General features: G+C 52.8%; 19 protein-coding genes and 1 tRNA gene. 12 read left to right on the top strand and 8 right to left on the bottom strand.

What is annotated here, in order from left to right:
* Window positions 1-4 precede the first annotated feature (4 nt).
* Complete coding sequence (locus KGP21_RS18645; RefSeq protein WP_059202062.1) at window positions 5-886, top strand: DMT family transporter; 882 nt, start codon at window positions 5-7, stop codon at window positions 884-886.
* 182 nt (window positions 887-1,068) lie between these two features.
* On the opposite strand, the gene KGP21_RS18640 is transcribed toward KGP21_RS18645, so the two are convergent.
* Complete coding sequence (locus KGP21_RS18640; RefSeq protein ID WP_094981616.1) at window positions 1,069-1,377, bottom strand: monooxygenase; 309 nt, start codon at window positions 1,375-1,377, stop codon at window positions 1,069-1,071.
* A 43-nt stretch (window positions 1,378-1,420) separates the two neighbouring features.
* Window positions 1,421-2,164 carry a DsbA family protein gene (locus KGP21_RS18635; protein WP_223535992.1) on the bottom strand — a complete coding sequence of 248 codons (744 nt, stop codon included), beginning with the start codon at window positions 2,162-2,164 and terminating at the stop codon, window positions 1,421-1,423.
* 104 nt (window positions 2,165-2,268) lie between these two features.
* Between KGP21_RS18635 and KGP21_RS18630 the strand changes: the two genes are divergently transcribed.
* Entirely contained in the window at window positions 2,269-3,207 is a 939-nt protein-coding gene (locus tag KGP21_RS18630) for a LysR family transcriptional regulator (protein WP_223535989.1), read from the top strand.
* Between the two features lie 74 nt (window positions 3,208-3,281).
* Here the strand turns inward: KGP21_RS18630 and gadC are convergent, their stop codons facing one another.
* From gadC to KGP21_RS18615, 3 genes are all read right to left on the bottom strand, one after another.
* Entirely contained in the window at window positions 3,282-4,820 is a 1,539-nt protein-coding gene (gadC, locus tag KGP21_RS18625) for a glutamate:gamma-aminobutyrate antiporter (RefSeq protein ID WP_209554758.1), read from the bottom strand.
* A 101-nt stretch (window positions 4,821-4,921) separates the two neighbouring features.
* Complete coding sequence (locus KGP21_RS18620; RefSeq protein ID WP_223535986.1) at window positions 4,922-6,322, bottom strand: glutamate decarboxylase; 1,401 nt, start codon at window positions 6,320-6,322, stop codon at window positions 4,922-4,924.
* 17 nt (window positions 6,323-6,339) lie between these two features.
* Window positions 6,340-6,549, bottom strand: a complete 210-nt coding sequence (locus tag KGP21_RS18615) for a hypothetical protein (RefSeq protein WP_223535984.1) — start codon at window positions 6,547-6,549, stop codon at window positions 6,340-6,342.
* Between the two features lie 263 nt (window positions 6,550-6,812).
* On the opposite strand from KGP21_RS18615, the gene KGP21_RS18610 reads away from it, so the two are divergent.
* From KGP21_RS18610 to KGP21_RS18585, 6 genes are read left to right on the top strand one after another with little or no spacing between them, the layout of a single operon-like run.
* Window positions 6,813-8,279, top strand: coding sequence for an amidohydrolase family protein (locus KGP21_RS18610; protein WP_223535981.1), 1,467 nt, complete (start codon window positions 6,813-6,815; stop codon window positions 8,277-8,279).
* A 32-nt stretch (window positions 8,280-8,311) separates the two neighbouring features.
* Window positions 8,312-8,632: a YtcA family lipoprotein gene (locus KGP21_RS18605; RefSeq protein WP_172413924.1), complete on the top strand. Its 321-nt coding sequence runs from the start codon at window positions 8,312-8,314 to the stop codon at window positions 8,630-8,632.
* Window positions 8,633-8,643: 11 nt separating this feature from the next.
* Window positions 8,644-9,693: a multidrug transporter subunit MdtN gene (mdtN, locus tag KGP21_RS18600; protein ID WP_094981613.1), complete on the top strand. Its 1,050-nt coding sequence runs from the start codon at window positions 8,644-8,646 to the stop codon at window positions 9,691-9,693.
* Window positions 9,683-11,554 (top strand): FUSC family protein, encoded by a 1,872-nt coding sequence (locus KGP21_RS18595; protein ID WP_223535978.1) that lies wholly within the window; start codon window positions 9,683-9,685, stop codon window positions 11,552-11,554. Before mdtN ends, KGP21_RS18595 begins: the two co-directional genes overlap by 11 nt.
* Window positions 11,551-13,032 (top strand): TolC family protein, encoded by a 1,482-nt coding sequence (locus KGP21_RS18590; RefSeq protein WP_218519155.1) that lies wholly within the window; start codon window positions 11,551-11,553, stop codon window positions 13,030-13,032. The genes KGP21_RS18595 and KGP21_RS18590 overlap by 4 nt, the downstream gene beginning before the upstream one ends.
* Before the next feature lie 43 nt (window positions 13,033-13,075).
* On the top strand, window positions 13,076-13,753 hold the full coding sequence (locus KGP21_RS18585; protein ID WP_094981611.1) for an SDR family oxidoreductase: 678 nt from the start codon (window positions 13,076-13,078) through the stop codon (window positions 13,751-13,753).
* A gap of 145 nt (window positions 13,754-13,898) precedes the next feature.
* Here the strand turns inward: KGP21_RS18585 and KGP21_RS18580 are convergent, their stop codons facing one another.
* Window positions 13,899-15,221 (bottom strand): 6-phospho-alpha-glucosidase, encoded by a 1,323-nt coding sequence (locus KGP21_RS18580; protein WP_021805818.1) that lies wholly within the window; start codon window positions 15,219-15,221, stop codon window positions 13,899-13,901.
* On the bottom strand, window positions 15,218-16,822 hold the full coding sequence (locus tag KGP21_RS18575; protein ID WP_223535975.1) for an alpha-glucoside-specific PTS transporter subunit IIBC: 1,605 nt from the start codon (window positions 16,820-16,822) through the stop codon (window positions 15,218-15,220). Before KGP21_RS18575 ends, KGP21_RS18580 begins: the two co-directional genes overlap by 4 nt.
* Window positions 16,823-17,117: 295 nt before the next feature.
* Between KGP21_RS18575 and KGP21_RS18570 the strand changes: the two genes are divergently transcribed.
* Complete coding sequence (locus KGP21_RS18570; protein WP_021805816.1) at window positions 17,118-17,831, top strand: GntR family transcriptional regulator; 714 nt, start codon at window positions 17,118-17,120, stop codon at window positions 17,829-17,831.
* Between the two features lie 76 nt (window positions 17,832-17,907).
* On the opposite strand, the gene KGP21_RS18565 is transcribed toward KGP21_RS18570, so the two are convergent.
* A tRNA-Asn gene (locus KGP21_RS18565) sits at window positions 17,908-17,983 on the bottom strand.
* A 606-nt stretch (window positions 17,984-18,589) separates the two neighbouring features.
* Here KGP21_RS18565 and KGP21_RS18560 point away from each other — a divergent pair.
* The 3 genes from KGP21_RS18560 (at window position 18,590) to KGP21_RS18550 (ending at window position 21,577) form a co-directional block, all read left to right on the top strand.
* Complete coding sequence (locus tag KGP21_RS18560) at window positions 18,590-19,006, top strand: hypothetical protein (RefSeq protein WP_021180266.1); 417 nt, start codon at window positions 18,590-18,592, stop codon at window positions 19,004-19,006.
* A 432-nt stretch (window positions 19,007-19,438) separates the two neighbouring features.
* Window positions 19,439-20,557, top strand: coding sequence for a branched-chain amino acid ABC transporter substrate-binding protein (locus tag KGP21_RS18555; protein ID WP_021805814.1), 1,119 nt, complete (start codon window positions 19,439-19,441; stop codon window positions 20,555-20,557).
* A 105-nt stretch (window positions 20,558-20,662) separates the two neighbouring features.
* Complete coding sequence (locus KGP21_RS18550) at window positions 20,663-21,577, top strand: branched-chain amino acid ABC transporter permease (RefSeq protein ID WP_021180268.1); 915 nt, start codon at window positions 20,663-20,665, stop codon at window positions 21,575-21,577.

The following is a 21,577-nucleotide window of genomic DNA, read 5'->3' as shown; positions in this document are numbered from 1 at the left end:
TATGATGCTAACCAAGAATGCCTGGGCCTCGTACGGCACAACCATGCTTTTTGTTCTGCTTTGGGGCAGCGGAGCAATTTTCTCACGCTGGGGGCTTGACCACAGCTCAGCGTTCGCCATCCTTACCTTGCGCTTTATTCTCGCGCTGTCACTGCTCGTCGTCATCGCCAGCTTTAGCGGAGGATTGCTGCCGAAGTCGGGCACTCGTGGGAAAGTAGCACTGACAGGAGTGTTGCTTATTGGCGGTTATTCGATTTGCTACTTTCTGGCTCTCGAGCATGGGGTCACCCCTGGCGTACTTGCCACTATCCTAGGCGCACAACCCATCCTTACATTGGTGCTTACCGAGCGGAATTTCTCGTTAGCTCGTCTAGGCGGTTTGGTATTGGCTCTGTGTGGCTTGACTCTGGTGGTATTTGAAGGGCTAAGCTTTGCTAGGATGTCGGTCCTGGGATTGGCTTTTGCCCTGTTGGCACTAGTCAGCATGACGACAGGGGCGCTATTACAAAAAACAGTGCAGCAGTCACCCCAGGAAGTGATGCCTCTTCAGTATCTTGTCAGCTTGGTATTCTGCCTTTGCTTTGTGCCATTTAAACCCTTTGAGGTCGACTGGGGAGTGGGGTTCCTATTGCCACTGTTATGGCTGGGTTTGGTTATCTCCGTTGGAGCACAGTTTTTGTTGTATCGACTGATCCGCAGTGGAAATATGGTCAACGTGACCAGCCTTTTCTATTTGGTTCCTGTTGTTACGGCTGTCATGGATTATCTGTTCTTAGGCAACGTATTACCGGCACTCAGTTTGCTAGGTATGGCCGCAATCCTATTGGGTTTGGTGTTGGTATTTAGAGTTGGCCAGAGAAAGACTAATAATAGCGAAAACAAATGATTTTTTTCGCTTCAAGCTGTCGTTTTCGTGGCAATTGTTGGTGAAAAATCAATTGACCGACTTGTTAAGTCGCGGGCGATCACATACAGTTATTCCGTTAATGCCATGATTACATTAATTTTATCGAATAAATTGGCTTCCCTTTGACGGGGCACCTTGTGCTTCAATTTTTAGGACAATAATCACTCATATTGGCCATGGTTGATTTTGGTCAGGGGAAGGTTGATGTCGAATATTTTCAGATGAAGATTTTTGGCCCCCATCGCCTCAGCCCGTTTGACGTGGTGTTCGGCATATTTTTCGGCAAACGCTCGGTTTTCGAAAAAGTATATTCCACCCGCCTCGCCAGTATGCTCATTCTCAGTCCATATCTTGGAGATGAAACCCGGCTCTTGATTGATGCTTTCGGCCAGCGATTGCGCATTTTTGGACAGGGTTGCACCAAGCTGGTCGGCTGGGAAACTAAAATCAATCTGTAAAATGACACTCATGTCGTGATCCTTTTCGTGACGGGTGGTTGTATAAGAAACAGGGTTATTCCGTGGTGTGCTCTGCAACAGGGGGTAACTGTGCGTTGAGACGGTTAAGCAATGTCTCGGTGTCAACGTAACCCGAAGATAGCAGCGATATCTCACCTTGACGTTCCAGCAACAGGGTGGGGAAGGAGCGAACGCCCCATTGGCGGCACAGCGCAAAGTCTTGGTTAACCGCCTCTCTGGCCCGTTGTGACGTAAAGGTTTGGCTGAATTCTTCAAATGGCAGGCCAACCTGGTCACAGATGTCACGATAAAACGCCACGGTTTTAGGATCCTGCCCATCTACATAGAATTTGTACTGGCTTGCTGCGAGAAACGGTAACGCTGCCGAGGAAGGTAAACCCCGCTCAACCAACAGCAGAGTAGCTGTTGCGAACGCCCGGCAGGCCGGCTCGGTATCGTAATTGAATTGCGCTGCTTCCAGCAGGCTGAAACCAAAAGGTTGGCCGGTTATTTTCTGGATGTGGCGCCACTCCTCCCTTAAGAAGGCTTTGAATGCCGAGTTCCAAGCATCGCCGCCACCAGCGCGCAAGCCACCCATGGTCATCACAAAACTCAGGCCATGTTGATTGCAATACTCCGCCAGTTTCTTCACCACGGGTGAAATGCCCCAGCACCAGGAGCACATCGGATCGCCGACGTAGCGAATGACTACATCGCTGGGCGTAGTGGGTTGCCGTTGTGCATCAGAGGGCTCGTCAGGCAGTAGACAACTGCCGGTGCTGGGATCGCATTGCATCATGTGGAAACTCCAAGCTGGGTTGAGAGCGCGATCGTCATGATATTTGACAGCAAAAATTAATAAATAGACTATAAAAGCTAACTCTGTTCAATATTTGTGAACAAATGGACAAACTTGCAGCCATGGCCACTTTTGTCAAAGTGGTTGAAACCGGAAGTTTCACCCGTGCGGCTATCGCCATGGGGCTTCCCAAAGCGCGGATCTCCCAGCGGATTAGCGATCTTGAGCGCGTCCTGAGCGTGCGCCTGTTGCATCGAACGACCCGGGCGTTGAGCCTGACGGAGGATGGTAGCGCCTATTTTGAGCGCTGCCAGCATATTCTCGCGGAAATTGATGAGTTGGAAGGGGGGCTCAGCGGCGGGGTGACAACGCCGAGCGGCAAGATCCGTATAGAGGCTTTGGCCTCGATTGCGCGTTGGATCCTCGCACCTCAGTTGCATGACTTTCAGGCACGTTTTCCAGAGATCGTGGTGCGGCTTGCCAGCAGCGATCGCATCAGTAATTTGTTTGAGGAAGGCATTGATTGCGCGATCCGCGGCGGTAATCTGGAAGATTCGACGCTGGTGGCCAGGCACGTTTGCGATGTGCAGATGGGCCTTTATGCTTCCCCTCATTTTCTCCGCTCAATGCGAGCTATCAGGCAGCCTGAAGATCTTCAGCATCATCGATGGGTTGGGGGTTTTGGCATTCAGCGCGGTAAGCAGCTTACCTGGCATCTGCAATCGGCAAGCCAGAGCATCGCGGTAGTAGGCAACAGCAGTTTGCTGATCGAAGATCCCGATGTGGCCATGAGTGCTTGCCTTGCCGGGGCGGGCATCTGCTCCGGAGCACCCTTCGCGGTGGAAAGCTATGTGAAGAGTGGGCTCTTGCAGCCGGTGTTACCCGAGTGGCACTTTGCTCCACGACCCATTTATATTATCTACCCCACCGGCAAGCATTTGTCGGTTCGGGTGAGAAGCTTTGTGGATTGGTCATTTGCGCTGATGAAAACCCATCCGCTGTTGGCTATGACGCCTTTAGCGCTGGCAAACTCACTGAGTTGAGTCGTTTGAAGGCTGGTTAACCGGGGGGTAAAGAGGCGGATGGCGTTGCCGCACATCCACCTTATAATCGACGATCAGTGAAGCTTTTTACCATCAACAATGATGTGGTGCGGGCTACGTGCCTTCGGATGGATGAAGAAATGCCCTTCCTGAGCGCTATCCGTGTTGATTGGCACCAGAGTGATATTTTTCGCTCCGGCAGCTTTATTATGTAGTGCATAAATAATGAAGGGGATGACCAGCACCACCAGGAAGCAAACGACCAGTAAACCGGCATAGACGTCGTTAGCTTCTCCACCCGGTAGCCCCGAAGGAGGGAAGAAGGAGACGACAAAGGCGACCAGAGAGGTCAGCAATCCGATGACCGCCACCGCAATTTTAACCCCATTGCCTCCCGGTATATTAAAGGTGCGTTTGTTATTCGGCTGTTTGCGGATCAGCTGGATATAAGCCAGGAATAACAGGAAATAGCTGCAAAGATAAATTACCACCGTCAGCGCCAGCGCAATCAGGAACGACATGTTATTGCCGCCCCCGGTATTGGTCAGCACAATCAGTGCCACCGAGGTGATGAGTAACTGGGAAATGACCAGCACTACCGGGACGCCGTTTTTGTTCATTTTGGCAAAGCGGGCAGGCAGGATCCCTTGTTGTGCCGTCACTAACATCCCACGGGAAGGCCCGACAATCCATGCCGCGATCTCAGCTAGCACGCCCAGGAGCAACAGCGCAGCGATACCGCGGATAGCCCATTCAAAGCCCGTCCCCAAATGATTGATCAGCACCGTGAAGGTTTGCATCACGCCCGCAGAGAGGTTGATTTGCTCATGGGGGATCACGGCGGCAATGGACAGCCCGCCGACTGAACTCAGGCAAATCGCCGCAAACATCAGCAGCAGCATGGCGAGCGGATAATCGCGGCCCGGGTTTTTCATCTCATTGACGTGAGTAGCCGATGCTTCGACCCCCATATAGCTTAGGATGAAGGCCACAAACACCACTAACGTGCTCATGCTGGTGAAGTCCGGCCAGAAGGTTTCGGCATTCATTTCAATCGCAATGGGAGCACCAGAGCGCAGATAAGTGACGGCCAGGATCACCAGAATGGCTGCTGGTAGCAGGATACCGGCAAAAAAACCAATCTTGGCGATGCGAGCGGTATTCTTGGTGCCACCAAACTGAGTCAAGGCCAGACCCCATAAAATAATCAGTGCTGCGATGGTCTTGACTATCGGATCGTTATTGAGCTCGGGCCAGTTAAGAATATAGGACAGCGCCCCTAGCACGAAGTAGAGCATCGGGATAAAGCCGATCGCGATTTGCAAATAGCCAAACGAAATAGCGGCAAACCCCCATTTCTCACCCAGGGTTTTAGAAACCCAGGTAAACACGCCGCCCTCCTGCCAACCCTCAACCGTTGCCATTTCAGCGGCACACAATCCTACCGGAATGAACCACAGCAAGCCGCCAAGGATCAGGAAGAAGGTCAGTGAAAAACCAGAGGTCGCAAACGTTGGGTATTCGTAAACCGCCATCACCATTGATGCCGTTATGGCAAAAAAGCCCAACAGCGTGAGTTGTTTTGGCGCAGCGATGATTTGAGAGGTAGCCATGGCAATTCTCCTGGGACAAGCGAAGATGCTTGCCAGTTGAGTTCTTATGGTTAACAGGAGTGGCGAAGAGCATGCCACTCCATTAACAGACCAACTGCGGATCAGCCGTGGTTAAAACCGGCCGCTTCATCTTCCGAAAGTGGATTAACGACCGGATGATTTTCGAAATGCTCAAGCGCTCGTTTCAGATCGTCAAGCAACAGACTACCCAGGTCAAAACTCACCCCGTGGCGTACAAGAATACGCTGGATAACCAGATCTTCCCGATTAGCTGGCATGGAGTATGCCGGGACCTGCCAACCGCGTGAACGTAATTTATCGGCGAGGTCATACAGCGTGTAGCCACCGATGTTGGCGCCTTCTTTCAGTTTCCAGGCCAGCGCCGGGATGCCTTTGGCGCTGTCGCCATCAAACAGGATTTCAAACGGGCCGAGCTTACCGATCTCGTCAGCAAGATACTGGGCCGTGGCATAGCAAGCATTATGCACTTTGGCGTAGCCTTCGCGGCCAAGGCGTAAGAAGTTGTAGTATTGAGCGATGATCTGTCCACCAGGGCGCGAGAAGTTGAGCGCAAAGGTAGGCATATTGCCGCCAAGATAGTTGACGTTGAAAATAAGCTCTTCGGGCAAGTCTGTCGCTTCACGCCACACCACCCAGCCCGCACCCAGAGGGGCTAACCCAAATTTATGGCCTGAAGTATTGATGGATTTTACGCGTGGCAGGCGGAAATCCCATTCCAGATCGGGGGCACAGAATGGGGCGAGAAAGCCGCCGCTGGCACCGTCGACATGAATAGGAATATCCAGTCCGGTGTCTTTTTGCAGCTTATCGAGCGCGTCGCTGACCGCTTTTACCGGCTCGTACTGACAGGTAAAGGTCACTCCGAGGGTGGGTACCACACCTATGGTGTTCTCATCGACTCGTTTCAGTACCTCTTCCGGGCTCATGATCAGACGATCGCCTTCCAGAGGGATTTCTCGCAACTCCACATCGAAATAACGCGCGAATTTGTGCCAGCAAATTTGCACCGGCCCGCAGATCATATTGGGCTTATCGGTTGTCAGGCCCTGCGCGGCACGTTTTTTGCGCCATTGCCATTTCAACGCCAACCCACCCAACATAGCGGCTTCTGACGAGCCAATGGTGGAGCAGCCCAGGGTGGTGTCCGGCGACGGTGATTTCCACAGGTCGGCCAACATGCGCACGCAGCGGGCTTCAATTTCGGCCGTTTGTGGATACTCGTCTTTATCAATCATATTTTTATCGATGGATAGATCCATCAGGTCGCGAATTTCTTCGTCAACCCAAGTTTGGCAGAATGTCGCCAGGTTTTGCCGTGAGTTACCGTCCAACATTAACTCATCACGAATGGCACTGAATACATGGCGAGGGTTTCGCTCTGCGTCTGGAAATCCAGATTTCGGTAGTGAAATGGCCAAATCTATCGAAGAATAAACATCATCATTAACATTGCTGTTATTTTTCTGATTGCTGTTACTCATAAGAACCCTCTTGATTTTTATATGTCAATATACTCGGCAGGATCACGTGAAACCGTCCCCTGCGCTCTACTAACGCCATCAAGTCTTGCCGTTAATTCTAGAACATTTTGTGAAAAAGACAGGAAATAATTATAAATATAATATTTTTCTTTTAAAATCAGCGATAAAGATGCTTGCGTTGTTGATCGTTTTCTCAATACCCCCAAAAAACGTGAGGGGCGATTCATTGGGTGGTCTCACTCGGATTTTTTATGCCAGTAATTTAAATATTGTTACTTCATGGTTATGATGATGTTAAATTAATTAATGAGACTTTCCTCTCTATTGATAAGGTAATTCCTATTTTATCCACTGCAAAATAATGTTTTATTAATGAAGATATAAAATTATTGAAAAATAAAGCATTGTAGGGATTACGTTCTACAATTACTCTAAACAAAACCTGCAGTTACCCGCTAAGTCGGTTTAATTTGATAAGGAGTGATGTGTTATGCAGCAAAGCGCCATGGACTTGCCTGCCCACGAACATTCTGAGGCATGCCTATGCCACAGCCCGGCATTTTTACGCATTAATACGGTGCTAACCCGCCAGGCGGCGAAAGCGCCGCCGATAACGACAGCCACGGTCGCAGCAGCAATACCCGCAGGACAATCCACACATTCCAATGCAACCGCCAGCGCTACGCAGCTGAAAGCGTTTATCAACGTACGGATTTTTGACGGGGTTTCTGACCAACTGCGCGAGGGCATGCAGGTTATCGTTGAAGGCAACAAAATCAAATCGATTGAACCTGCTGATACGCCTCCGCCAGCGGAAGCAACGATTATAGACGGCAACGGTGGCGTACTGATGCCCGGCCTGATTGATGCGCACTGGCATGCCATCATGGCTCGTCCTTCCATGATGGCGGCGATGACGGCCGATTTTAACTATATCCAGGCGCTGGCCATTGCCGAAGCACAGGCAACGCTGCTGCGTGGTTTCACCACGGTACGCGATATGGGCGGGCCGGTGTTTGGTTTGAAACGTGCGATTGATGAGCAGATTACGGTTGGCCCGCGCATTTATCCGTCCGGGGCGTTCATTTCCCAGACCGGCGGCCACGGTGATTTTCGCATGCTGAGCGAAGTCCCACGCGCACCCGCGGACTCGCTGAGCTATATCGAGCGGGTGGGGATAACCGCCATTGCTGATGGTGCCGACCAGGTGCTGTTGCGCGCCAGGGAACAGCTGATGAGGGGGGCATCCCAGATCAAATTTATGGCCGGTGGCGGTGTAGCCTCACTCTATGACGGCATCGACGTAACGGAGGGGTCCGTGCCCGAAATCCAGGCGGCGGTGACCGCCGCGGAAAATTGGGGTACCTACGTGACCGTTCACGCCTATACGGCCCGAGCTGTCACCATGGCGATCAAAGGCGGCGTAAAATGCATCGAACACGGCCAGTTGGTGGATGAACAGACCGTGGAGCTCATGGCGCAACAGAATCTGTGGTGGTGCCTACAACCTTTCCTGGACGATGAAGATGCCGTACCGATGGCGAATCCGGCTTCACGCGCCAAGCAACTGGTGATGTCTGCAGGAACCGATAACGCCTACCAACTGGCGAAAAAACACCAGATTAAAACCGCCTGGGGTACCGATACTCTGTTCGACGCCCGGCTTGCCACACGTCAAGGAGCTCAGCTTGCCAAGCTGATCCGCTGGTATACACCTCTTGAAATTCTTAAAATGGCTACCAGCGTGAATGCCGAACTTTGCGCGCTTTCCGGCCCGCGTAACCCTTATCCCGAGAGGCTCGGGGTGATAGAAGCAGGCGCTCTGGCCGATATGATCATTGTCGACGGCGATCCGCTAACGGATATTCAACTGCTGGCCCAGCCTGAGGAAGCATTTCAGATGATCATGAAAAATGGGCAAATTTATAAAAATACGCTGGTAAACAGCGCGGTTTAATACAGCGCCGCAATGCGGTTTTGGGAGATAAAATGGCAAGCGCACACTCTTTTCGTCAGCGCCGGGGGCCTGTGTTTTTTCGTTCAGGCCATACGCGTTACGGAGCGTTGGCCTTATTGCTGGTCAGCACCTTTAGCCTTATCGGGTGTCGTGACTTTGGTGCGCCAGCATTTTCCATGCTCGGCTCTTATTTCCCAGCCTGGCTAGCCTGTGCTGGGATTGGCCTCGTGGTAGCGATAGGAGCGCGCGTTCTGCTGATTTTTGCAGGAATTGACGAAGTTCTGCCGTGGCGACTCTTCGTCTATACCTGCCTGGCGCTCGCCGTAGCCTTTATGTCATCGCTTTTATTCTAAGTGCGCTAAAAATGAACACGTTAAAACAACCGGGCAATAAACGTCGGATAGCGATCGTCATCGGGGTGGTTATCGTTATTGCTGCCGCTATTTCAGGGTGGCTGACGCTGCGTCAAAACACGTTAAATCCCACGTCGCAGGATACGGTCATCGGTGCTAGCGTGGTGAACGTCAGCAGCTCCGTACCTGGGCGTATTCAGTCCATTAATGTGACAGAAAACGGCAGGGTCCAACGAGGTGAGGTGATGTTCACCCTCGATCCCACGATTTATCGTTTGCGGGTCGAGCAGGCACGGGCGGAACTGCAGATGGCGCAAGCTGCCTGGGATACTCAGCACCGCACGATGATCGCAGAACAATCTAATGCGGCTATTACCGATGAACAGGTAAACCGGGCGCGAGCCAACCTCAAGCTTGCCACCCAGACTCTGGCGCGCATTCAGCCACTGCTGGGCAAGGGGTATGTCACCGCCCAGCAAGTGGACGATGCCCAGACAGCCAAACACGATGCGGAAATCAGCCTGAAACAGGCGCTGAAGCAAACCGTCGCTTCGCAGGCATTAATCAGCAGCGCTGCGGAGTCTGAGGCCCTGCTCAGCGCACGCCGCGCCGCATTGGCCATTGCCGAACAAGAACTGGAAAATACCCAGATACGAGCGCCGCATAATGGTCTGGTAGTGGGGCTGAATGTTTCGGCGGGGGAATTTGTGATGCCGGATCAGGCGGTATTTACGCTGATTAATAGCGACCACTGGCACGCCTCGGCATACTTTCGCGAAACAGAGCTGGCGCACATTAAACCGGGGAATTGCGCCACGGTATATGTTATGGCCGATCGTCAGCGTGCGATTCAGGGCAAAGTGGAGGGGATTGGCTGGGGGATCAGCTCCGAGGAGCAGTTTAACATTCCACGAAATCTGCCCTATGTCCCAAAATCGCTGAACTGGGTGCGGGTCGAACAGCGTTTCCCGGTGCGGATAACCCTTAAAGATCCGCCGGCGGAGTTGATGCGAATTGGTGCCAGCGCGGTAGCAATAGTACGAGACGACCATGGTTGCTGACAGCCCCTGGGGCAGAATGTTGCGCCAGGTGAAACGCGATTTGGCCTATTTCCCTGGCCGATTGGCGATGGCCTGGCGGGTCGGTGCGCTTTGCTCGCTGATGACGCTGGTGGCCATGCTTTACGGTATCCCCGAATCAGCCATTAGCTGCTACCTGATTTTGTTCGTGATGAAACCAGACGCCGCCGAAAGTATGGCGATGGCCATTGCGGTGACCCTGCTCGTGTCCATAGTGGTGGGGCTGATCTTGCTGATCCTGCCTTATACCTTGGAATCTGCGCCTTTACGCATGGCGGTGCTGGTGCTTAGCTCGTTTGCCTTTCTCTGGCTAGGCTCGGCGAGCAAGCTCGGGCCGGTAGGCAGCATTATTGCGCTGGTGATCGCTTTCATCATGTCGCTACTTGGCGACGCGCCGAATGGAGAGTTAGCGGTACGCGCGGTGCTGTATGCCTGGCTGATGGCCGCATCCCCGATGCTGCTATTGGTAGCCTTTAATCTTTTCATCGGGCGGCCACCCTGGAAACTGCTACGCGCAAGTCTGGCAGAGCGCTTAGCGGTTGCCGGTGAGGCTTTACGCCACCCGGATGCCCCCAGCCTGTATAAAGTAGAGGAGCTGTTGCGGGAAGGGCAGAGCGAACATCAACAGCGGGCTATGCTCGTGCGCATTTTCCATCTGCGGCCTGCCGCAGAGGCTGCCTGGTTAACCGCCGCTGTCAACAGCAGCTATCGGTTACTGCTGGCCATTTCAGCCCTCAATAAAACCGAACCGGCGTTAACTCGCCCGAATTTGGCAGACTGGTGCAGTTCCGCCGCCGAGGCTATTGCCGCGGGCCGGGGGATTGAACCCCCAGCGTTTAATCAGAGTGGGGAAAATGACGAAGTCACCCACGCGCTGGTGCAACTTGCAACGCCAGATAATGCGGTAGACACCAGTGCGCCCAAAGCCTCATTTTTAGCCGCAGACGCCTTTACCAATCCCGTCCATCAGCAATTTGCCTTAAAGACCACGGCGGCCAGCGTGATCTGTTATCTCGTCTATACCGCACTGGACTGGCAAGATATTCATACCGCCATGATCACCTGTTATGTCGCTGCGTTAGGCACTGCGGGAGAGACAGTACACAAGCTGACGTTACGCATTGTTGGTTGCCTGATAGGCGCATTGATGGGCGTGCTTTCGCTGATTTTTATTGTTCCGTCGCTTAGTGATATCGGCCAGTTAATGGCGTTGGTATTCGGCGCGCTGCTGCTCAGTGCCTGGGTATCGAGCGGCAATGAGCGGATTGCTTATGCGGGCATACAAATCGGACTGGCATTCTTACTGACCGTGTTACATGGCTTTAGTCCGAGTACGGATTTGGGCGTTGCGCTCGATAGGGTACTCGGGATCCTGCTGGGGAATCTGGTGGTGTATTTGATATTCACTTACGTGTGGCCCGTCGCCATTGCTGATTTTGTCCGCACTCGCATCCGTAGCCTGGTCACGGGATTAAGCAATCTTGCCGCGTTATCGCCAACAGAGCGCCCGGCAGCGATAAGACAGGCGGCAGAGGTTGAAGAAGAACTGACTACGGCACGGGAGGCGCTAAGGCTGGTTCCTTTTGAGCCAAGATCGCTACGCCCCTCTCCCGAAGAATACCGGCGTCTGCAAGCGATCCTTGGCGAAATGGAAAACCTCTGTCCGGCGCTGTTTTTGCCCTTTGATAAGTCCTTCTCCGATGTGGAACGGCTTAGCCGGCTTTCCTCGAGCGGTGGAGTGATTAATCCCTCAGTACCAACAGGCAGCAACAACGGTTTGCCACCCGCCGTTGAACTTGAGATCCAACAAAGCATCAGGCGACTTGAGGAACTTCTTGGATGAAGCCGCGCACTCAGACTTTCAAAATACGAACTTTCAGCACGGCAGTGGGATTATGTCTGTTAGCAGGCTGTGCCACGGACCAACTGGCGTTGGCTCCGGCTAGCCCTTCCTCTCCCTGGACACCTGACGGCATCAGCAGTCATGAATTTGCTGTTCCGGCCAACCCGGCGGTAGCAGAACTCCCTGCACCGCCTGCGATCAACCAGCAGCAGATCTATCAGTTACCTGAGCTGATAGACATTGCCCAGATGCAAAACCCGGATACCCGCATCGCCTGGCAACAGGCGCGGCAGGCTGCACTGGGTGTCGGCATGGCTGAAGCGACATTTTTGCCAATGATGTCAGCCAGCGTGATTGGCGGCTACCAAAGAACGCGAACGCCGTTGCCCTATGACATTGGCGACCAACACGATCTGGATACCTCCGGCAGCGCGGTAGTGCCGGCACTGGCGTTGCAGTGGTTAATTTTCGATTTTGGCCAGCGTAGCGCTTTGCAACAGGCGGCCAAGCACACCTCCTATGCCGCCAACGTCGCCTTTAACGGCATGCATCAAAAGATTATTTATGAGGTTACGCGCAGCTATTACCAATACGGTGCGGCCCAGTCACGCCGAAAAATAGCGCAGGAGACGCTGCGCAATAGCCAGAAAATCCTCGATGCTGCCTTGGCGCGTAACAAAAATGGCGTTGCGACAACGGTGGAAGTTGCACAGGCACGCCAGCAGGTCGCGCAATCTGAATTGAATCGCGTTGTTGCGCAGGGAACGGAACGTGACGCATGGCAGGCTTTGCTGGCATCCATGGGCATTTCTGCCTCATCGCAAATCAAAGTGGGCTATGCCGAGGATAAACCTTTGCCGCAGACAGCCAGTGCGCCAACCCAGCAGATGATTAAGCTGGCGCTCTCTCAGCGGCCAGACGTATTGGCAACTTATGCTGCTGCTCAGGCCGCTACTGCCGGTATCAAGGCGGCAGAGGCGGATTTTCTGCCTAAGGTTTATCTTGCCAGCGCGGTCGCGGGTGGCGATGGGCGTTTTGACATTCAGGGATTGCCGTCCATTGGCCAGCAAACGTCCTCCTCTAGCATTCTGTTGGGCGTTACCGTACCGCTTTACGATGGTGGAATACGAGCTGCCCGCGTGAAAGAGGCCGAATCACGTGCCGCCGTGGCAAACGAGACTTTCCAAAAGACGCAGGAGGCTGCGGTTCGTGAGATTATCGTGGCGGCCGATACGTTACAATCCGCGCTAGAAGCCAACCAGGCAGCATTGAACCTGGTAAAAACCGCGTTTATTACCTACGACGCCGCGCTGGAGTCTTATCGCAACGGCGTGGGGACCATCACCGTAGCCAACGAGGCTGCCAATGGTCTGCTCTATGCGCAACAGATGAGTACCGATGCCCACGCTGCGGCACTGATCGCGGCGGCTAATTTAGCCTTTGTGATGGGCAAAATGACCCACGTGGAGCCGGAGTAATTCTGGGGGAAAACCTACCGTTATCAGCATTAGGAAGAAAATCATGACATCTCCATTCTCGGCACTGATCATCGGTGCATCACGCGGGATAGGTTTAGGCATTGTCAGGCAGCTATCCATGCAGGGCTGGCAGGTAGTTGCAACCTGTCGCGGCGCGGTGCCTGCTGATAGCCCGGCTGACACGCAATGGCTGAAATTAGATATCAATCATCATGATGAAAGGATTGCCCTGAAAGAACGGCTGTTGTCACAACAATTCGATCTTATCTTTATCAACGCAGGTGTTTACGGGCCAGTCCATCAGGACGTTACCCAGGCGAATAATGATGAGATCGTTGAACTGTTTATGACCAATACCTTTTCCCCGGTTCGCTGTGCGGCAGCGTTAATACCGCTGGTGAAAGCGCAAACCGGCGTGATGGCGTTGATGACATCGGAGTTGGGCAGTTTAAATGAGAACGAAGCGGCAACCTATCCGCTGTACGCCGCCAGCAAGGCTGCTCTGAATATGTTAACGCGCGGATTGCGTGATACGGCCGCACAGCGGGAGGTGACTTTGCTGTCGGTGCATCCGGGCTGGGTACAAACGGATATGGGCGGAACCAATGCCACGCTGACTGTCGAACAAAGCTGCTCTGGGATTGTGAGCCAGGTTCTGGCCTGGCGCGGCAAAGGAGGGCACCACTTTATTGACTATGCAGGCAACGTGTTACGTTGGTAAAACGCTTTGTGCTGCAGATTTTGCTTTATGGGAAGCCCGGACCATCCGGGCTTCTATGACTTAATACATCACCATGAGCAATGAAATCAAACTATCCCCCCTTTGGGGAGGGGAAAGTGGTTCTCGTTGGCAACGCTATCCTTACTTACTTCAACTCAGGCCAGTAGTCCTTGTTCGCCTCAATCAAGTCATCAAGTATTGCTTTGGCAACCGATGCGCTCGGCACGGTTTTGGATAGCGTAATGGCTTGCCACAGTTTCTGATAAGAACGCTGTTCCCAGGCATCGACCACCAGTTTTTCTACCGCCACCTGCTGGCTCATCAGCCCTTTCTGGAATTGCGGGATATTGCCAACCACCAGCGGTTGCGGGCCACTTTTGCCAACCAGGCAGGGGATTTCGACCATGGCTTCCGGATCGAAGTTATTAATAGCGCCGTTGTTTGGCACAATCAACAGCATGCGCTCCTGGGTGTTGAAGGCGATGGCGGTTGCCAGATCGACGATGTAGGAGGCATGCTCATCGATTTCCAACTCGCCTGCCGAGGATTTACCCGCCTGGATAATGGCATTGCAGGAGCCGAAGACGTGCTTCTCGCGGTGATCCATGACCTCGTTAGCGCGGGTACGCTCTGGGTTGGAATGCTCTACTACGTAGTCTGGGAACAGATAGTATTTCAGGTAAGTATTGGGGAAGGTTTCTGGATCCAACGCCCAGACATCTTTCGCTTTGGCGAAGGTGTCATTCCAGCTAGCCTCCGTACCATGTTCATCTGATGGCGGAACGTAGCCAAATTTAGCCACGTATTCACGGATTTTAGGCATCAAGTCGTTGCCCTGTAGATCCTCAATAGACGTCCACCAGCCGAAGTGGTTCAGCCCGTAGTAACGCACGCGCATCTCTTTGCGGTCTTTCAGGCCAGCAATTTGCGCCATACGGCTTTCAATGCCGATGGGCATATCGCAGATATTGAGGATTTTCGCCGTAGGGCGCAGACGACGGGTTGCTTCTGCCACAATCGCCGCCGGGTTGGAATAGTTCAGCATCCAGGCGTTTGGCGAGTATTGTTCCATGTAGTCGGCAATTTCCAGCACGCCACCGATGGAGCGCATGCCGTAAGCAATTCCACCTGGACCGCAGGTTTCCTGGCCAAGCACGCCGTGGCGCAGAGGGATTTTTTCGTCTTTTTCACGCATCGGGTATTTGCCCACGCGGATGTGTGCCATCACGAAATCCACATCGGTAAATGCCTCTTTGGGGTCCGTGGTGTAGCTGAATTCAATGTCTGGTGCCTGTTCTTTCAGGATGATTTTGCACGCCTCGGCAATGGTTTCCTGGCGCGCACCATCGTTATCATAGAATTTCAAGGCGCGCAGCGGGAAACGGTGCTGGTTTGCCAGTAACATCAGTACGATACCTGGAGTGAAGGTGCTACCACCGCCAGCTACAACTACAGAGAATTTATTCATGATACTGCCTCCGTCATGGATTTAAGTTCGCTCGAAGAAGCGTCTTTCATCAGGTTTTCGATCTGGTCGCGGACCTGCGGGACGTTCAGCCCCACAATCACCTGTATAGCGTTGCCGCGTCGCACCACACCGTGGGCGCCCAGCGCTTTAAAAATGTCGTCGCTTTGCGTCAGCGACATATCCACCAGGGTAATACGCAGGCGGGTCGCACAGTTGTTAACGCTCAGGATGTTGCTTGCTCCGCCAAGAGCTTCGAGAAAACCGACAGCCTGGCCTTGTTTGGTTTCTTTCGCTTGGCGGGATGCTTGATAATCCGCCTTGCTGTAGAGCTTGATTTCGGCCTCTTCCCGGCCCGGTGTTTTCAGGTTGAAGCGCAGGATCAGCAAGCGGAACACCACGAAGTAGAGGCCAGTGAAGATCAGGCCTATGCCAATCTGGGTGAACATCATTGACGCATGGTTGTGGAACATCGGGATCCAGTTTTGCGGCAGGAACTGGTCAAGCAGACCGCCGCCCATGTTGCCTACTACGCCGCACATATACATGACCGTCGCCATGGTCGCGGCCAGAAATGCGTGGACGACAAACAGTACCGGCGAGATAAACAGGAAGGTAAATTCCAGTGGTTCGGTAATACCGACCAGCATCGCCGTTAACGTGGCAGGGATCAGCAGGCCTGCCACCTTCACTCGATTTTCAGGTGCCGTGGTGGCGTAGAGAGCCAGCGCAATCCCCAGACAGCCAAACACCTTCGAGTTACCGTGCAGCGCAAAGCCGCCTTCTGGGAACAGCGTTTTCAGCGGCTGCGTGCTTTGACTGAACTCCTGCAAATGCTGCGCCCAATAAACCTGAATGCCTCCTTCCACGACTGCCGGACCATAGACAAATGGGCCGTAGATGAAGTGATGAAGCCCTGTCGGGATCAGGATGCGCTCAAGGAAGGTGTAAACCCACACGCCGAGCGAGCCAGCGCTGCGCAGGAATTCCTGCAGTGATTCAATCCCCATCTGTACTTTTGGCCAGCCGAACAGGGTTAGCCACGCGCAAGGGATCATGACGAAGAAGGCAACAATGACCACGAATGAGCTGCCTTGGAAAATACCGAGGAAAACGGGAAGTTGTTTATCGAAATAGCGGTTATGGATAGCGGTGACCAATCCGGAAATCACAATCGCACCGATAATACTGGTATCGAGCGTTTTGATGCCGGCAATCATCGTGAGCCCGGTTCCCGCCACCGGGTCGACGTTAAAATCAACGCCAAAGTACTGGCCCCAGGTCATTCCCATTGCGTTAATGAAGTAGTTCCAGGTCATGAAACTGACTAGCACAGCCAGGCAGGCGCGGCCCTGAGCCTGTTTTGCCAGGCCAATAGGTAAACCCACGGCAAAAATCAGTGGCATATTACGAAATACCGTCCAGCCGCCTTCTTCAATAATGTGGACGATTTGCGCAAATAAGTTATCGGGTGCAGTGAGCGCTTCGCCGACAAACATCGGGTTACGCAGCATAATGGCGATACCGACCACAATCCCGGCAAACGGGAATAGCAGGACCGGGGTAAACATTGCGCCACCAAAACGTTGTATTTGACTGAGCATGTTAAATCCTCATGTAACAACCTGTAGGGGAAGTGACCTTATTCTTTAACGCGGGTCTGAGAAGCAGAGTAGGGAGTACGTGAGGGGTTATCTTTGTCCGTCGCACCGATTCGTGATCGCATTCATGGTTTTTGTTTGCACCAAGTTGTCTACTTTTCGTCATAAAACTGTACACGACGATTTCGCTTGGAATTTTCACTTGATGAGGTTGTTTGCAACTTCAATAAAAACAGCCTATTAATTTATAGGGTGTGGATTATTTAAGCGCAGCGCGGAACTCCAGAGAGGTCTATCAGTGATCTACAAATCCATAGCCGACAGACTACGCATTCGGCTCAATTCCGCCGATTATCATATTGGCAGCCCATTGCCTGCGGAGGTTCGCCTGGCAGAAGAGTTTGGCGTCTCCCGCATGACTATTCGCAAAGCGATAGATTTGCTAGTGGGGTGGGGATTGGTGGAGCGCCGCCACGGTAGCGGCACGTATGTCGCGAAGAAAGATGTGCATCATGAAACCACCAACCTGACCGGATTTATCGAGGTAATGCGCAATCAGGGTAAGGAGGTGGTAAGCGACGTGCTGGAGTTTACTATTATGCCCGCGCCACCCGCTATCGCCAGCCAGCTGCGCATCAAGATTGATGAACGGATCTACTACTCGCGCCGGGTTCGTTCGGTCGACGGCAAGCCACTGATGGTAGAAGACAGCTATATGCCAGCGAAGCTCTATCGCAATTTGTCCGTTGCCCACCTGGAGGGGTCAAAATTCAGCTATATCGAAGATGAATGTCACATCATCGTGCGCGGCAATTATGAGAGCCTCACGCCTGTGCTGGCCGATAAAAAGATGGCGAAGCTGCTGAATGTCGATGAACAGACACCTATTTTGCGCATCACCTCGCTGTCATACAGCGACAGCGGCGATTTCGTGAATTACTCGGTGATGTTCAGAAATGCCAGCGAGTACCAGGTGGATTACCATTTACGGCGGGAGCATGTGAAAGTATAGGGAATAGGGCGAACTGCTGAGACACCGTTGAAAAGCAAAAAGCCCGCTTAGTTTCCTAAGCGGGCTTCTCTAAATATGGCTCCTCTGACTGGACTCGAACCAGTGACATACGGATTAACAGTCCGCCGTTCTACCGACTGAACTACAGAGGAATCGTGTGAACGAGGCGAATAATAGCGAGGCGTATTGGGTTTGTCAAAGCACTAAAGTGAGGGAAAAGTGCGTTTGCTGCCAGATTGAGCATATTGGCTCGTTTTTCGGCACTTTGCTTTGGTTAACAATGCGTAAAATGCGGAACCATGAGGAAAAGATCAGCGCGTTCAACATGCAGCTTAACGACCATGACAGAATGCTAAGTAGCACCGTCATAAAGCGATCCCACAAAAACACTACTCACCGAATATAAATTAATCAGGAAGGGTCTTGATGCCATCTGAATGGGCCATTAGCGAAAACCCAAAATATCTGCTTATCTTTTACCAAACTGTGATCGAGATTGTTTTTTTATTTTTCATCTGCCAGATGCTTGGTTTTTCCAGAAAAGTTGATTTAAATCAAAATGGTAAGTCGTTCTAATTGGCGATAAGTGATTTTTTTTAAGATTTTTCTATGTTAATCTGGCGGGCATTCTATGCTGATAGCAGTAATGAGGCCCTCGCAGATCTTGTCAATGCTTGCTTTATTACTCTATGCTACGCCAAGCCATTTTTAATAGCGGTAAACCACGCCGTTCCTTTGTTTCCCGGAGTTTTTTAGTAATGAAAAAAACAATCGCCATAGCTGCATTGTGTGTGTTGCTGGCAGGGTGTCAGACTGCGAAAAACAAACCTGCAACCGCCGCCGGTGTTCCAGCGCCAGCCCCAGTCACGCCGAGTGCTACCGTTACACAGCCAGCTCAGCCGATGGCTTCTGTGGGTACCGATGACATCATGTATCCCTGCATGAAAGAGCTGAATGCTCTGCAACAGGTTAGCCCGCGGTTGTATCAAACCCGCAGCGTGGAATTGAACGATATCGTGGCGCAGGCCAAGCTTTACATGCGTATTCGTGACAACGTCAGCACCGAAATCCATCAAATCATGGATGCTGCCTATCAGTTCCGCATTGCCAAAACCTGTAACCGCATCAGCACCGACCTGACCAATGCTTTGATCGAGCGTGTGACTGGCGCCTAACGCGCATACCCCGTATTCAGATGTTCCGGGAATACATGGTGTTGTACCAGAAACGCTCTCTTAGGGAGCGTTTTTGTTTCTGCTCATACGAAATGCACTCCAGTTGCACCAGCAAGGTGCGCCAGCAAATTCTCCGCGTTCTTTTCTATCGCTCGTTGCCCGCTAAAACCAGTGAGCCTCCTCATTTTTACGGCTGAGAGCGCCAGCAAATCGGCTCTATTTTTGTATGCGCCGTCACAATGGCTAGATTTTTGCTTGGATAAACGCGGGTAAATCGGTTGCGCTCTCGCGCAAATTATTTTCCCCGACTACACATAAAGTGACTGCTCCACGTCATTTACCCGTCGTCCTGCAACTGCCGCCGTTATTGGCCGCAATTTGCAATCTGCCGGGTCTACGGTCTTTCGCTAAAACAGTGCTGAGGAATGCAAAATGTCATTGAGATTGCTAAAAACCCCGCTTGCTGCTCTGCTTATTGGTTGTTTTAGTACGGCTTTTTCTGCACATGCCGATATCGTGATTGGCGTTGCCGGGCCATTCTCCGGCCCAAATGCCACCTATGGGGATCAATACTGGCGTGGGGCCTCGCAGGCTGCCGCAGACATCAATGCGGCCGGGGGAATTAAAGGGGAAAAAATCAAGCTGGTGCAAGGCGATGATGCTTGTGAACCTAAGCAGGCCGTCTCGGTAGCTAACCGGTTGGTCGATCAGGATCACGTCGCTGCGGTGGTGGGGCACTTCTGCTCGTCTTCCACCATGCCCGCTTCGGAGGTCTATGACGAAGCTGGGATCATTGCTATCACACCCGGTTCCACTAACCCGCAAATCACCGAACGTGGCATGAATAACATGTTCCGCATGTGTGGCCGCGACGATCAGCAAGGGGTTATCGCCACCAATTACATGCTGGATACCCTGAAGGCGAAGAAGATTGCCGTCATCCATGATAAGGACACCTATGGCCAGGGGTTGGCAGATGCCGCCAAGGCAGAAATGAACAAACGTGGCGTGAAGGAAGTGATGTATGAAGGGCTGTCGCGCGGTGAGAAAGACTTTAACGCCCTGGTGACCAAAATCGCCTCGGTGGATCCAGACGTGGTGTACTTCGGCGGCTGCCACCCAGAAGCAGGTCCGCTGGTGCGTCAGATGCGTGAGCAAGGGGTGAAAGCCAAATTCTTCTCCGGCGACTGTATTGTTACCGAGGAACTGGTGACGGCGGCCGGCGGGCCACAGTACACCACTGGCGTGCTGATGACCTTCGGTAACGATCCCCGTCAGATCCCAGAAGGGAAAGCTGTGATCGCCAAGTTCCGCGAGAGTGGATTTGAGCCAGAAGGGTACACGCTGTACTCCTACGCATCGATTCAGGCCATCGCTGCAGCGTTCAATGCCACCGGCGGTAAAGACAGTGCCAAGGCCAGCGAGTGGTTGAAATCTCACGATGTGGATACCGTGATGGGGAAAAAAGCCTGGGATAAAAAAGGTGACCTGAAGGTATCAGACTACGTGGTCTACCAATGGGATGACAAAGGCAAATATCACCAGCTCTGATGTAAAGATCAACGGATCCGAGCCTGCGGCGGATCCGTTCCTTAACCTCCTTTGGGCCGCGTGGTGCTGAACTTGCGGCCCGCCCATCAGGTGAGATTGCTTATTATGGACGTATTCTTCCTGCAACAGCTGATTAACGGCCTGACCCTTGGCGCAGTGTATGGCTTGATCGCCATCGGCTACACCATGGTGTACGGCATTATTGGCATGATCAACTTCGCCCACGGCGAGGTGTATATGATTTCTGCCTATCTGTGTGCGATTGGCCTGGCGCTGCTCTCTTTCTTTGGTCTGCACTCTTTCCCGCTGTTGATCCTGGGCACCCTGGTTTTCACCATCGTGGTTACCGGCGTTTATGGCTGGGTGATTGAGCGTATTGCTTATAAACCGCTGCGTAACTCCACGCGTCTGGCTCCGCTGATTTCTGCCATTGGTATGTCGCTGATTTTGCAGAACTACGCGCAAATTAGTCAGGGGCCGCGCCAGCAGGGGATCCCCACGCTGCTGGACGGCGTTTTTCGGCTCAATTTTGATGGCGGAGTGATCCAGATTACCTATACCAAGGTATTTATTCTGGTCGCTGCACTATTGGGTATGGCGGTGCTTACCTACGTGATCCAACGCACGCGCCTGGGGCGTATCTGCCGGGCTACCCAACAGGATCGCAAGATGGCATCGATACTCGGCATCAATACCGATCGGGTGATCTCGCTGGTGTTCGTGATTGGCGCGGCGATGGCCGGGCTGGCCGGGGTGCTGGTCACCATGAACTACGGCACCTTCGATTTTTACGTGGGCTTTATTATCGGCGTCAAAGCCTTCACCGCAGCGGTGCTGGGGGGCATTGGCTCATTGCCCGGCGCGATGCTCGGAGGCTTGCTGCTTGGGGTGGCAGAGGCACAGTTCGCCGGCATGGTGAACTCGGATTACAAGGATGTGTTTTCATTCGGTCTGCTGGTGGTGATCCTGATTTTCCGCCCTCAGGGCCTGCTGGGGCGGCCAATGGTCGCTAAGGTGTGA

This window comes from Serratia sp. JSRIV004 (genome assembly GCF_019968705.1).
Lineage (GTDB): Bacteria > Pseudomonadota > Gammaproteobacteria > Enterobacterales > Enterobacteriaceae > Chania > Chania fonticola_B.
Note: the sequence above shows the minus strand (reverse complement) of the source record. Positions and strands in the feature narration are given on the sequence as shown.

What these genes read in the sequence shown, in the direction of transcription:
- KGP21_RS18555 (WP_021805814.1), top strand. Translation starts at nt 19,439, where the DNA reads ATGTCATTGAGATTGCTAAAAACCCCGCTTGCTGCTCTGCTTATTGGT.
- KGP21_RS18560 (WP_021180266.1), top strand. Translation starts at nt 18,590, where the DNA reads ATGAAAAAAACAATCGCCATAGCTGCATTGTGTGTGTTGCTGGCAGGG.
- KGP21_RS18620 (WP_223535986.1), bottom strand. Translation starts at nt 6,322, where the DNA reads ATGAGTAACAGCAATCAGAAAAATAACAGCAATGTTAATGATGATGTT.
- KGP21_RS18645 (WP_059202062.1), top strand. Translation starts at nt 5, where the DNA reads ATGCTAACCAAGAATGCCTGGGCCTCGTACGGCACAACCATGCTTTTT.
- mdtN (WP_094981613.1), top strand. Translation starts at nt 8,644, where the DNA reads ATGAACACGTTAAAACAACCGGGCAATAAACGTCGGATAGCGATCGTC.
- KGP21_RS18635 (WP_223535992.1), bottom strand. Translation starts at nt 2,164, where the DNA reads ATGATGCAATGCGATCCCAGCACCGGCAGTTGTCTACTGCCTGACGAG.
- KGP21_RS18550 (WP_021180268.1), top strand. Translation starts at nt 20,663, where the DNA reads ATGGACGTATTCTTCCTGCAACAGCTGATTAACGGCCTGACCCTTGGC.
- KGP21_RS18630 (WP_223535989.1), top strand. Translation starts at nt 2,269, where the DNA reads ATGGACAAACTTGCAGCCATGGCCACTTTTGTCAAAGTGGTTGAAACC.
- gadC (WP_209554758.1), bottom strand. Translation starts at nt 4,820, where the DNA reads ATGGCTACCTCTCAAATCATCGCTGCGCCAAAACAACTCACGCTGTTG.
- KGP21_RS18590 (WP_218519155.1), top strand. Translation starts at nt 11,551, where the DNA reads ATGAAGCCGCGCACTCAGACTTTCAAAATACGAACTTTCAGCACGGCA.
- KGP21_RS18575 (WP_223535975.1), bottom strand. Translation starts at nt 16,822, where the DNA reads ATGCTCAGTCAAATACAACGTTTTGGTGGCGCAATGTTTACCCCGGTC.
- KGP21_RS18580 (WP_021805818.1), bottom strand. Translation starts at nt 15,221, where the DNA reads ATGAATAAATTCTCTGTAGTTGTAGCTGGCGGTGGTAGCACCTTCACT.
- KGP21_RS18595 (WP_223535978.1), top strand. Translation starts at nt 9,683, where the DNA reads ATGGTTGCTGACAGCCCCTGGGGCAGAATGTTGCGCCAGGTGAAACGC.
- KGP21_RS18605 (WP_172413924.1), top strand. Translation starts at nt 8,312, where the DNA reads ATGGCAAGCGCACACTCTTTTCGTCAGCGCCGGGGGCCTGTGTTTTTT.
- KGP21_RS18615 (WP_223535984.1), bottom strand. Translation starts at nt 6,549, where the DNA reads ATGAATCGCCCCTCACGTTTTTTGGGGGTATTGAGAAAACGATCAACA.
- KGP21_RS18585 (WP_094981611.1), top strand. Translation starts at nt 13,076, where the DNA reads ATGACATCTCCATTCTCGGCACTGATCATCGGTGCATCACGCGGGATA.
- KGP21_RS18610 (WP_223535981.1), top strand. Translation starts at nt 6,813, where the DNA reads ATGCAGCAAAGCGCCATGGACTTGCCTGCCCACGAACATTCTGAGGCA.
- KGP21_RS18640 (WP_094981616.1), bottom strand. Translation starts at nt 1,377, where the DNA reads ATGAGTGTCATTTTACAGATTGATTTTAGTTTCCCAGCCGACCAGCTT.